The organism is Thermoanaerobacter thermocopriae JCM 7501 (assembly GCF_001310975.1).
Taxonomy (GTDB): domain Bacteria; phylum Bacillota; class Thermoanaerobacteria; order Thermoanaerobacterales; family Thermoanaerobacteraceae; genus Thermoanaerobacter; species Thermoanaerobacter thermocopriae.
The window spans coordinates 23,388-33,768 of record NZ_BAZY01000026.1 but is presented as its reverse complement, the minus strand read 5'-3'; the positions used below and the strand labels follow the sequence as shown (position 1 = coordinate 33,768).

At 33.9% G+C, this 10,381-nt stretch carries 6 protein-coding genes and 4 pseudogenes; all 10 read left to right on the top strand.

What is annotated here, in order from left to right:
* Nucleotides 1-195 precede the first annotated feature (195 nt).
* The 10 genes and pseudogenes from JCM7501_RS09705 to murJ all read left to right on the top strand — a co-directional run bounded on the left by JCM7501_RS09705 (nt 196) and on the right by murJ (nt 10,381).
* Nucleotides 196-1,898, top strand: a pseudogene (locus JCM7501_RS09705) (PEP/pyruvate-binding domain-containing protein).
* Nucleotides 1,899-2,501: 603 nt separating this feature from the next.
* Nucleotides 2,502-3,551, top strand: a complete 1,050-nt coding sequence (spoIID, locus tag JCM7501_RS09700) for a stage II sporulation protein D (protein ID WP_028991500.1) — start codon at nt 2,502-2,504, stop codon at nt 3,549-3,551.
* Between the two features lie 67 nt (nt 3,552-3,618).
* Nucleotides 3,619-4,433: pseudogene (locus JCM7501_RS15980) on the top strand (peptidoglycan DD-metalloendopeptidase family protein).
* 421 nt (nt 4,434-4,854) lie between these two features.
* Nucleotides 4,855-5,116, top strand: a pseudogene (spoIIID, locus tag JCM7501_RS09690) (sporulation transcriptional regulator SpoIIID).
* 131 nt (nt 5,117-5,247) lie between these two features.
* The gene (gene mreB, locus JCM7501_RS09685) at nt 5,248-6,276 is read left to right on the top strand and encodes a rod shape-determining protein (RefSeq protein ID WP_013149634.1); all 1,029 of its coding nucleotides are present in this window, start codon (nt 5,248-5,250) and stop codon (nt 6,274-6,276) included.
* Between the two features lie 18 nt (nt 6,277-6,294).
* A complete protein-coding gene (flgF, locus tag JCM7501_RS09680) occupies nt 6,295-7,050 on the top strand; it encodes a flagellar basal-body rod protein FlgF (protein WP_028991980.1) in 756 nt (251 codons plus the stop codon).
* 24 nt (nt 7,051-7,074) lie between these two features.
* A complete protein-coding gene (flgG, locus tag JCM7501_RS09675; RefSeq protein ID WP_012994318.1) occupies nt 7,075-7,875 on the top strand; it encodes a flagellar basal-body rod protein FlgG in 801 nt (266 codons plus the stop codon).
* A 23-nt stretch (nt 7,876-7,898) separates the two neighbouring features.
* Complete coding sequence (locus JCM7501_RS09670; RefSeq protein WP_028991981.1) at nt 7,899-8,234, top strand: rod-binding protein; 336 nt, start codon at nt 7,899-7,901, stop codon at nt 8,232-8,234.
* Nucleotides 8,235-8,376: 142 nt separating this feature from the next.
* Nucleotides 8,377-8,804: pseudogene (gene fabZ, locus JCM7501_RS09665) on the top strand (3-hydroxyacyl-ACP dehydratase FabZ).
* 11 nt (nt 8,805-8,815) lie between these two features.
* Entirely contained in the window at nt 8,816-10,381 is a 1,566-nt protein-coding gene (murJ, locus tag JCM7501_RS09660) for a murein biosynthesis integral membrane protein MurJ (RefSeq protein ID WP_013149639.1), read from the top strand.

The following is a 10,381-nucleotide window of genomic DNA, read 5'->3' as shown; positions in this document are numbered from 1 at the left end:
TATAGAATAGGTTGTTTAATGGTAATGTCCACCTCCTACGAAGAAAATTTGTGGGAGGTTTTTGTTGTTTACTAAATAATCTCGTGCTATAATTTTTTATAAAGTTAAAACATTAAGTATGTGCGAAACAATAGGAGTGATTATGAATAAAATACCTTGCTGATATGAGTAAAGTTCTCAATAGGCGGTGGAAAAATGTCTGAGACTTTATCATATAAAAATTACAACCCTCGCTTAAGTAAAAAAAACGAAGATAGAATTTTTGGAAAAGGCCATATTGGAGGAAAAGCTTCAGGACTTTGCTTTGCAGAAGAGGTAGTAGAAAAGTATAGCGACGTTTTTAAGCAATGTGTAAAAATACCTGAAAGCTTTTTTATAGCTACTGACTATTATCAAATGTTTTTAGATTACAACGATTTAAATGATATAACAGAAGATACTCCTTATGATGAAGCAGAAATAAGATTTAGGGAGACTAAATTTCCCACAGAATATGAAAAGATATTGTATGAAATTTTAAGTAAGATGCACTATCCTTTAGCTATAAGGTCTTCCTCTTTATTAGAGGACAATATAAAATATTCTTTTGCTGGCAAATATTATACTACGTTTATTCCCAATAGAGGCTCAGATAGAGAAAGAGTTAAGCAACTAGAAAAAGCTATTAAAGAAATTTATTTAAGCGTATACAGCCTGATGCTGTTGCTTACAGAAAAAAGCATGCACCGGGCCAGAAGGATCTAATGGGGGTAATTGTGCAACAACTAATAGGTTCCCAAAAAGGAGTATATTTTTATCCAGAAGTTTCTGGAGTAGGATTTTCTCGAAATTATAGGCGGTGGACCGATAGAATTAAAATAGAGGACGGAGTTGTGAGATTAGTTTTTGGTTTGGGTACAAAGTGTACTGGTAGAGGATATGCGAGAATTTTTTCCCTTACTAATCTGAGATTAAGACCGGAAGGCAATAATCCAAAAGAAATAGCTAAAAATTCTCAGGAAGCTTTTGATGTACTAAATTTAATTACAGGGGAAGTGGAGACCTATAACATAAATGAAGTGCCGCAATTTTTAACGTATCATGATAAAATAGGTGATATTGCACAAACATACTCTAAAAGGGAGAATGCTATTTTGGATATTAATATACTTAATAAAAGCAATGATGTTTTTGATAAATATATTTTTACCTTTGAAAACTTTCCGAGGAGGCATAAAGGGTTTTTCAGCATAATCTCTAATTTATTTAAATATCTTGAGAAAGAAATGGAAATGGCAGTTGACATTGAATTTGCTTATGACTTAAAAAAAGACGAGTTTTATCTTCTTCAAACACGACCATTAAGTTCTTATGAGAGTTTCAGAAAAGTCCACATTCCTAAAGATATTGAAAAAAAATGTGTCTTGTTGAAAGGGGATAGGATGCTTACAAATGGCATCTTGAAAAACATAAGATATATAGTATACGTAGATCATAAAGTTTATAGCCAATATAAAGATAAACATGAAATTGCGCGAATAATAGGTAGACTCAATAAAAGTATAGGAGACAAATACATTCTTGTAGGTCCGGGAAGGTGGGGGTCTTCCAATCCATATTTGGGGGTACCTGTTATATACAACGAAATATCTAATGCTGCTATGATTGTAGAGCTTGGAATAAAAAATGGCGATTTTATGCCAGAACTTTCTTATGGAACTCACTTTTTTGCTGATTTAGATATTGACAATATTTTATACATGCCAGTATTTGATGGTTATAAAGATAATATTTTCAATGAAGAATGGTTTAAGAAAGGGACATATATCGACACGGCTGTCAAAATATTTGAAGGACGATTTGATGCTTATTTAGATGGAGACAAAATGATAGGGTATGTAATTTCCCATGAGAAGTAAGTCGATATATGTATAAAAAAATATAAAAATAACAAAAAATGAGACTTAAGTCCTATTTAAAGTAGCAAAAGTATATAATATAATTTAAAATGTAAGAATGATTCCCCTTTTCCCCATAAAATTTAATATATTCTGCACCCCCAACCCAATGTAGGCTGCTTTAAAGCAGCTATTTTTTTGTTTTTACTAACGTTTAGTCTTTTTTAAATTTATTTCACAAAGCGGTTCTGTGCTTATTACAATTATTCCTCAAGGTATTACCATAACCCATACAACTTTATACACTTATTAATGTCACAATATATACCGTGGGCGATCTAATACGATACAAACAAAGTAAAATTTAGCAAAGTTGTGACAAGAAGTGTACAAAGTGTCAGTTTGGCTGGCCTTAAAGAAAACCAGCGGGCTATACAAGTTACTACGCCTTTTTACAGTAAGTACTGGTCCTGTGGGGTGTAACTGTACAAAATGGCAGTTCTATTTAGTTACCTACTGAAACTCTATAAGGAGTCTCTTGCTTATTTATGAAATAGAATAATAGAATAAAGGTATACATATTCGCATATATTTTATTGAGTATATAAGATTTGGAGGGGAAAAATGAAATATGCCATTTACGGGGTTTTTTTAATATTTTTTAGCTTAATAATTTTACCTTCTATAATAGTTTTTGGTTTTAATCCTCACAGAACTTCTTCCACACCTGAAAATGAGGTCAAACTCATTAATGGAGGGAATCTGGTAAAAGTAGATAATTTGAATAATAAAGATTATCATACAGTAAATGTATTTATAACAAATCAAAATAAAATTCAAAAAATTGATTTGGAGGAGTACGTAAAAGGGGTAGTTGCAGCGGAAATGCCTGCGGAATTTGAAATAGAGGCACTAAAGGCACAAGCTGTTACAGCGAGAACTTATGTACTCTCGAAAGAAATAGTTTTAGGAGGCAAGGGTTGCCAGCTACATCCAGGAGCTGATGTGTGTACCGATTCTGAACATTGCCAAGCATGGCAATCGGAGGAGGAGTTGAGGCAAAAATGGGGAGAAAATTTTGACAAATATTATGTAAAAATATCACAAGCGGTAGCAGATACAGAAGAACTTGTATTAGTTTACAATGATGCTTTGATTGTACCGGCTTATCATGCTATAAGTGGGGGAAAAACAGAGAATTCCGAGGATGTATGGCAGAGTAAAATACCCTATTTAAGAAGTGTTGTTTCGCCGGGAGAAGAAGTAGCCTCAAAATATAAAACTACTGTTGTAATGTCAAAAGAGGAATTTATAAATAAATTAAAGCAAAAAAAACCTTCTTTGAAATTAGATAATAGCGATATTTTAAATCAAATAAAAGATGTTGAAAGGACTCAAGCCGGGCACATTAAAACGTTGAAAATAGGTAATATGACTTTTGGTGGAGAAGAGATAAGGGAAATATTTGATTTAAATTCTACAAATTTTAACTTTAAAGCACAAGGAAATAACATTGTAATAACCGTCATAGGTTATGGTCACGGAGTGGGAATGAGTCAATATGGAGCAAATGCGTTGGCAAAACAAGGCAAAAAGTTTGATGAAATATTGAAATATTATTATACAGGAGTAGAAATAGTAAAAATTGAAGATTTATTGAAAATACAGCACTGATAAAGTGCTGTATTTTTTGTATAAATAGTTAGGCTAATGGTTAAAATACCATTTGGAGGTGAAAAATGTGAGAATAAACAGGGAGAAGTTAATAAGATTTTTTGATAGAAAGGGTTTTTACATAATATTATTTTTATCCATAGTAGTGATAGCTGCTACCTCAATATATGTCACTAATAATAATTTAAAAAAAATTAGAAGAACTCAGAAAAGCACAGCAGGAAGAAATTAATTCGGCTATTGAAAGTGATTGGAGTTATGAAAAAGAACTAGCACAAGCTCAAAAAGAAAAAGAACAACAAAATAATTCTACAGCTGTTATCAGTCAACAAACGAAAGAAAACTTTCAACCTGTGGCAGAAAACGATGAAGTTAAAAGTTCAGGTAAAAGTGATAGTTTAGAAAACAGCAAAGTAACAACTGTTATGGCAAGCCAATACCTCTACTATAAAAAAAGATAACGATTTATCTTCTGCAAAATTAGTTTTACTAAAGCCTGTAAATGGAGACATAATATTAGAATTTGCCAAAGACAAGCTTGTGTTTTCAAAAACCCTTCAAGAATGGACAACTCATAAAGGTATAGATATTGGCTCAAAGCTAGGAGAACCTGTATTGGCAGCCATGGATGGAATTGTGGCAAAAGTATATAAAGATCCAAAATTAGGGAATACTGTTGTTATAAAAAATGGAAAATGGGAAACGCGGTATGCAAATCTAGAGGATGAGATTTTGGTAAAACAACAAGAAAAAGTAGTAAAAGGACAGCAAATAGGTAAAATAGGGGAATCGGCAAGGTTTGAAGTTAGTGAAGGTCCTCACTTACATTTTGAACTTTTAGAAAATGGAACGCCTGTTGACCCAATAGCCTATTTTGAATAAAAATACCTGTAAAAAAGACTTGAATACTTACTGTATTCAAGTCTCAGCTTGTTGACAAAGTAAAAATTTTTTAAAATAGGATATTTTGCATCGTCACTCCGATGTTCCAAAGCGACAAAACTAAGCTCGACCTTCGGGTTCCGGCAGGGTCCCGGGCACATTCGACCTCCTGTCTCAGGTGCCCGCCTCCGCCATCCTTGGCTTCGGCCCTGCCTCCGCCCTCGGCCTCGCTAAGTTTTGTTAACGCTTTGTCACAAGTCGTGCCTTATGCAAAATATCCAATTTCCGAAAGTTTGTATACAGTCTAAGACTTGAATACTTACTGTATTCAAGTCTTTTTTTGTATTTATAAAGATTCTAATAGCTTCGTTTTGGCATATACATATTAATGAGATTTGAAAATCCAAAGGGGGTTTTGGTTTTGAAAGATTACATAGAAGAGAGAACACTGGAAATATCAAAATACATAATTGAACATAAAGCAACAGTGAGAGAAGCTGCGAAAGTTTTTTGGAGTTAGCAAAAGCACAGTTCACAAAGATGTGACAGAAAGACTTCCCGATATAAATTTTGAATTATATAAAGAAGTAAGAGAGATTCTAAGCAAAAATAAAGCAGAAAGGCATATAAGAGGCGGAAAGGCCACTAAAATGAAATATCAAAAAATGAACAACAAATTTTAAGAAAATAAAAGAGGATTTTGTAAATTTATAGCGAATTAATAAATTGATAATAAATTAAAAATTTCGGCATCATTGTCGATAATTTAAATAGATGCCATTTTTGTCGAAATACATAAGAAAGGTGTGTTTAGATGTTTGCATTCTCTAAGGATATCGGAATTGACCTTGGCACGGCATCTGTCCTTGTCTACATCAAAGGGGAAGGAATTGCTTTAAAAGAACCATCAGTTGTAGCAATGGATAGAAATACTAATAAAATTCTTGCAGTTGGCGAAGAAGCCCAAAGGATGGTAGGCAGGACGCCAGGGAATATATTGGCTATAAAGCCTCTGCGGGCTGGAGTAATTTCTGACTATGACGTTACAGAAAAGATGCTCCGGTATTTTATAAACAAAGCCTGCAAAGGACGGTCTTTAGTAAGGCCCAAAATAATGATTTGTATTCCAAGTGGCATAACACAGGTAGAAAAAAGAGCTGTCATTGATGCAGCAATACACGCAGGAGCGCGAAAAGCTTATCTTATTGAGGAACCTATTGCGGCAGCGATAGGAGCAGGGTTAGACATATCACAACCAAGTGGGAATATGATTGTAGATATTGGGGGAGGCACCACTGACATAGCTGTAATTTCTTTAGGGGGTTCAGTGGTGTCTAAAAGTATTAAAGTAGCAGGTGATAATTTTGACGAAGCAATTATAAGACACATGAGAAAAAAACATCAGATGATAATAGGAGAAAGAATGGCAGAAGAAATAAAAATAAATATAGGTACTGCCTACTTTGATGGCAAAGAAGAGAAAATGCTAGTAAAAGGAAGAAGTTTAATATCCGGTTTGCCACAAAATGTAGAAGTGACTTCCAGTGAAATATGTGAAGCATTAAAAGAGCCCCTTGAAGAAATTGTTGCAGCTGTACACAGTGTATTAGAAAGAACTCCTCCTGAATTAGCAGCGGACATAAGCGACAAAGGTATAGTACTTACAGGGGGCGGAGCATTGCTTAAAGGAATGGACAGACTTTTAAGGGAAAGGATGAATACACCTGTATATCTTTCAAATGACCCTATAAGTTGTGTCGCTTTAGGTACGGGAAAAGCATTGGATTCTCTTGAATTATTAGAAAAATCAGAGACTATAATTGATGTATACAAAATCAAATAAATTAAGAAGGTGATTTTTATGTTGAGAGGGCTTTATGCTGCTTCTTCTGGTATGGTTACTCAGACAAAGATAATGGATGTTTTAACAAATAACCTTGCAAATGTCAATACTACAGGGTATAAAAGGGATATAGTAATTACTTCTTCTTTTCCAAATTTTGAAGTAACAAGATACGGTGGCGATAACGTACCGCCTGATGGGAAAATTGGAAAGGTGGATTACGGGATATTAATTGACACTTTTCATACAAATTTTGAAGAAGGGAGTTTTACTCAAACCAATGGTAAGTTAGACTTTGCAATAGATGGAAATGGCTTTTTTGTGATAGATACCCCCAATGGTCAAAGATATACAAGAGATGGTTCTTTTGTTTTATCAAACGATGGATATTTAGTCACACAAGAAGGATATATTGTGCAAGGAGAAAATGGCCCAATTGAGTTATCACAAGGAGACATTTCAGTGGACGAGATGGGTAACATTAAAAATAATGGTCAATTGGTGGACAGGCTTAGAATTGTGGATTTTGATAATTATGATGGTTTAAGAAAAGAGGGCAATAATTTGTTTTTTATAGATAACAGTGCCAATGTACAAGTTATTCCTGCAACAGGGAGAATAAAACAAGGTTTTTTAGAGCAGTCAAACGTCAATTCAGTTAAGGAAATGGTAAATATGATAAGCGTGATGAGAAATTATGAATCGAATCAAAAAGTTGTAATTGCTTTTGATGAGACTCTTGGAAAAGCTGTCAATGAAGTTGGGAAAGTATAACAAACCATAAGGAGGTAGAAAATTATGATGAGGGCATTGTGGTCTGCGGCTTCTGGTATGACGGCTCAACAGCTTAATGTGGATGTTATTGCGAATAACCTCGCAAATGTGAATACTACAGCTTTTAAAAGAGATAGGGCAGAATTTAAAGATTTAATATACCAAACTTTGCAAAGAGAAAACATATATGGTGGACAAGGCAGACCTGTCAATATGCAAGTAGGAGTAGGTGTGAGACCTTCGGCAATTGTAAAAGATTTTACTGAAGGAAGTCTCCAGCAGACAGATAATCCTTTAGATTTGGCATTAGATGGAGAAGGCTTTTTTGCTGTACTGGGGCCTGATGGCACAGTTTATTACACAAGGGATGGAAGTTTCAAACTAAGTGCGGACGGTAACACTTTGATGTTAGTGACTGCTGACGGTTATCCTGTATTAGATGACAGAGGGAATCCTATAGTTTTTGACAGGACTGAGAAAGATATTTCGGTATCACCTTTAGGAGTAATAAGCGTAAAGAATGCTAATGGAACTACTCGAGAAGTAGCTACTTTAGGAATATACAATTTCGTCAATCCGCAGGGGCTTTTAAGTGTTGGTAATAATCTATATGAGCCAACAGAAGCGTCAGGACAGCCTGGCACAAGAGATGACTTTGAAGGAAGAATGGGTAAAGTTATGCAAGGATTTTTAGAGACCTCAAATGTCCAAGTGGTGAAGGAAATGGTGGACATGATTGCCGCACAAAGAGCTTATGAGATAAATTCAAAAGCTATCCAAGCAGCTGATGAAATGCTTGGAATTGCAAATAATTTGAGAAGATAGTTTATTGAAAGGAATGACTTTACATGGAAATAAATCCTGTAGATAATATTAATATAAATAACTTACAGATTTATTTACAAAAGCACAGTAGTGATTTTGAGAGAATAATTCAACAGGCGATAAAAGATAAAGACCAGCAAAAACTTAAAGAAGCGTGTCAGCAGTTAGAGGCAGTTTTTATAGGGATTATGTTAAATGAGATGAGAAAGACAATTCCAGAGGACCCTTTGACAGGAGATAGTCTTGCAAATGATGTTTTTACCTCTATGTTATATGATAAATATGCGGAGATGTTAGCTCAAAATGGCTCTTTTGGACTTGCGGAACAAATGTATAATCAACTTTCTAAAAAAGTATAAAAGCTATTATTTTTACCTACTAACTTTTGACACGCACAAGGCGCTTGCCCTTTTTATTTTTCATTTTTTTGTGATATAATCAATGATAAGCTATTTGCTTTGTTTATTCTTATAATTTGGCTAAAAAGGGGTGAAACATAGGGTGGAAAACAAGGACATAAAAAAAATTCTTCCACACCGATACCCTTTTTATTGGTGGATAGAATAATAGAAATCGAAGAAGGGAAAAAAGCTGTTGGAATAAAAAATGTGACGGCTAATGAACCTTTTTTTCAAGGGCATTTTCCAGACAACCCTATAATGCCAGGAGTTCTTATTATTGAGGCATTGGCGCAAGTAGCCGGTATTGCTGTTATGAATATAGAAGAATTCAGAGGCAAATTAGGGCTTTTTACAGGTATTGATAAATGTCGTTTCAAAAAAGTGGTAAGGCCTGGTGACCAACTTGTTTTAGAGGTTTTGATAGATTCTATAAAGATGGGACTTGTTAAAGCTAAAGGTATTGCAAAAGTTGGAGATGAAATTGCAGCTACTACAGAGCTTATGTTTATAATGACTGAAGAGGGGTAGGAGTTGAATATATGTCGACAGCTAAAAAAACTGTAAAAGCAGCTGGCATCATAATGATAATAACTCTACTGAGTAAAGTATTTGGATTTTTGAGAGATATGACTTTAGCTTTCCAATTTGGTACCTCTGTTTCCATGGATGTATACAATATGGCAACTGTTATACCTATGATACTTTTTGCAGCGGTGACTGCAGCAATAGCTACTACTGTTGTACCAATATTTACGGAATACTTTCAAAAAGATGGAAAACGGAAGGCATTTGATTTTATAAACAATTTGCTAGGGATAGTCTTATTAGCGACTATAATTTTAACTATTTTAGGCTTTTTATTTGCGCCTTATCTGGTAAAGTTTGTGGCGCCAGCTTTTACAGGGGAAAAATTTGAGTTGACAGTAAAACTTACAACTATATTATTACCTACAATGGTGTTCATTGCTGCATCTAATATTTTCACTGGTGCTCTTCAGTCTATGGAACATTTCACTATTCCAGCTATGATAGGCATCCCTTACAATATTATCGTAATAACGGTAGCAATTTTATATGGAGACAAATTTGGAATTACAGCAGTAGCTTATTCTATTATTATTGCTACTTTTCTACAAGCATTAATGCAATTACCTGTTTTGTACAAATTAGGTTATAGATTTAGGGTGAAAGTAGATTTCAAAGATGAAGGAGTAAAAAGGGTCGTTTTATTAGCAATGCCTGTACTTATGGGAACAGGTATACAAACTATAAATGTGTATGTAGATAGAGTTATAGCTTCTTTTTTGCCTGATGGGAGTATTGCTGCATTGAATTATGCCAATAGGCTTAATATGTTTGCGCTAGGTATTTTTTCAACAGCAATTGCAACTGTCATATATCCTGTTTTATCTAAGCATTCAGTAGCTGATGACACAGAAGGTTTTCTAAAAAGTTTAAATTTTGCAGTGAGTGGTATTTTATATATATTAATACCTGTATCAGTCGGGGCAATGGTACTCCGAATGCCTATAATAAAAGTATTATTTGAAAGAGGAGCTTTTGATGAGAATTCAACATATCTTACTTCAATTGCCCTTTTTTATTATGCGATAGGAATGACTGCATATGGCCTGAGAGATGTCTTAAGTAGAAGTTTTTACTCTATGAAAGACACAAAAACTCCAATGATAAATGGTGCCATGGCTGTATTATTAAATATTGCACTTAATTTAATTTTGGTAAGATATTTAAAATTAGGAGGACTTGCACTTTCTACTTCTATTGCGGCTATATTTGCTACTTTTCTTTTATTTTATTCTTTAAAAAGAAAAGTAGGGAAAATAGATGGAAAATACATGTTTATGAGTTTTATAAGAGCAATGTTGGCATCAATTGTAATGGGGGTACTAGTGCATTTTATGTATAATAATTTTATTGTTAAAATGCCGTCAGACAAAAGAATTTATGAGGCTATAGCCCTGTTTATAACTATATTAGCAGGGGCTATAATTTACTCGGTTATTGTATTGGTTATTGATAGGTCTGCTTTTTCCTATTTTAAAAAAGGCATAAGATTTGTAAATTCTAAATTTGTAAAAAATTAA

Coding starts and splice junctions, on each gene's coding strand:
- spoIID (WP_028991500.1), top strand. CDS start 2,502: ATGAAATATGCCATTTACGGGGTTTTTTTAATATTTTTTAGCTTAATA.
- mreB (WP_013149634.1), top strand. CDS start 5,248: ATGTTTGCATTCTCTAAGGATATCGGAATTGACCTTGGCACGGCATCT.
- flgF (WP_028991980.1), top strand. CDS start 6,295: ATGTTGAGAGGGCTTTATGCTGCTTCTTCTGGTATGGTTACTCAGACA.
- flgG (WP_012994318.1), top strand. CDS start 7,075: ATGATGAGGGCATTGTGGTCTGCGGCTTCTGGTATGACGGCTCAACAG.
- JCM7501_RS09670 (WP_028991981.1), top strand. CDS start 7,899: ATGGAAATAAATCCTGTAGATAATATTAATATAAATAACTTACAGATT.
- murJ (WP_013149639.1), top strand. CDS start 8,816: ATGTCGACAGCTAAAAAAACTGTAAAAGCAGCTGGCATCATAATGATA.